Source organism: Pontibacter sp. HJ8 (assembly GCF_054824225.1).
This window is the reverse complement of the sequence record NZ_JSYF01000193.1, coordinates 1-1,825: the sequence shown is the minus strand read 5'-3', so window position 1 is coordinate 1,825 and position 1,825 is coordinate 1. Positions and strand designations below refer to the sequence as shown.

2 protein-coding genes are annotated in these 1,825 nt (G+C 43.9%); both read right to left on the bottom strand.

The annotated features are described in order from the left end of the window. On the bottom strand, window positions 1-633 hold a 633-nt coding region (locus OB13_RS09470), incomplete at its 3' end, for a glycosyltransferase family 2 protein (RefSeq protein WP_461489920.1). A gap of 104 nt (window positions 634-737) precedes the next feature. After that, window positions 738-1,825: oligosaccharide flippase family protein (locus OB13_RS09465; RefSeq protein ID WP_461489919.1), on the bottom strand; the 1,088-nt coding region annotated here is incomplete at its 5' end.

Genomic DNA, 1,825 nt, shown 5'->3' with positions numbered 1-1,825 from the left:
TTCCAAACGATTGCGGGTAATGTAGTAGCGCCTCAAAGGGTTGTGGTGAGAGGCAATTACGCTCTTGCCGAATAAGTGGTGGCTTTGTGAGTTGCCAAGCTCATGGTATAGGAGCACACTGTTGTTGACAATGATTTTATACCCAGCCAGTCGGAGACGAAGGCAATACTCATGGTCGACGTAATCAATGAAAAAGTCTTCCCGGAAAGGGCCAGTTTTTATAAATGCATTGAGGTTGAGTAGGTTACCTGAAGTAATTACGATGTCTACCTCTTCCAGACCACTGCCTGCAGTTGCTGACGTGTCGGTTTGCTGTAAATATTTGGGCGCAATTATTCCAAGTTCCTCTTTGCCATAGATGTCACAAACCTCGAGTAGCCGCTCAATCATGTTGTCGCTGGCTTTACTGTCCTGGTCCATGGTGAGCAGCCAATCAAAACCTTGCTTTGCCGCTCGGGAAGCAGCCGTGTTCAGGGCTTTGGCAATGCCTTGGTTATGTGGAAGGTGAATGTACTCCACCTCATTAAACTCCTCTTCAACAGCCTTTCTCACAGCATGAGAGGGGCTCTCGGTATTGTCAAGCAGGTATAGTCTGTGTAACCGATGGGCATAGGTCCTGATGTTTTCAAGCACATCCTCTTCCGGTTGATACAAAACAACTACTCCAGCTACTTTTCCAAACATGGCATCAAGTATTTAAAGGAAATCAACTTCTTCTAGCACTGCTTAAATTTAACTTATACCTTAAACTTCTCAGACGAAGGGAGCCTCGAAAAAAATGAGTACTGCGGGTATCGCCTGTAAAATACATAGTATAGCAATCCAGTAATAAGGCTTTCAGTAACCAGGATACTCCAGGCTGTACCTATTGCCTGGTACCTGGAGGCCAAAACGAAGTTCAGGAGTACGTTTGCTGCAGCACCAATACTCACGATTGTCGCATATGATTTGTTGAACCGGAACGCGAGCATGGTTTGCGCCACAGGGATGTTCAGTGCAGCCATCAATGGAGCAAAGGACATAATCCTCAATACCATGGTTGCCTCACTGTGATATTCACCCGAAACCAGGTAAACAATGAAATCAGCAAGAAAGAGAACTCCCAACGACAAAGGTAGGAAAGTCAGTAGAACTAACTTGAATATTTTCTGCAGGAATACTGCCAGTTGTTCAAAAGGCTGCTGGGCAAGCAAACAGATTCTAGGATACACTACCTGATACAGTATAACAGCAAACGTTCTCATTATCATGAACACCTTTTCTGCGATACTATAGTAACCAAGTATCAGAGGAGTTGCGAAGACGCTAAGAATTAACACATTGCTGTTGTTGGCTATGGTTACCGTAATGGTTGATACAAAGATGCTCCATCCATCTGCAAGTTGCCTTTTGATTTGTGTCAGCTCAGGTAAGCGGAAGCTAAGCTTGAATTTGCAAAAGACTATAGCAAAGCTCAATATGCCGCCCAATATGGTGCTGGAACCATTTATGAGGTTCACAATCAGGTAATCGTTGGCCTCTTTGACAAAAACAAAAATGCCAATCGCATACAAGGCTCTGGTCATAATGTTGATGTAGGTGATGTACCTCATCTTTTCAACACCCTGAAAGAACCAGATTGGCTGAAGCAATTGCCCAATCACGATGGGGAAGCTGTACAACACAAGGAGCCTAAATGTACTGAAGGCAGGTATAAAAATGACAGCAAGAGCAAGAAAGCAGGCAGAAGCGAGCAGCAGAATTGTTTTTGTTACAATAACCTCTGAAAAGATGGTGGATATAAGTGACTTATCATCTCTGTTGACAGAGATATCTTTTGTTGCCG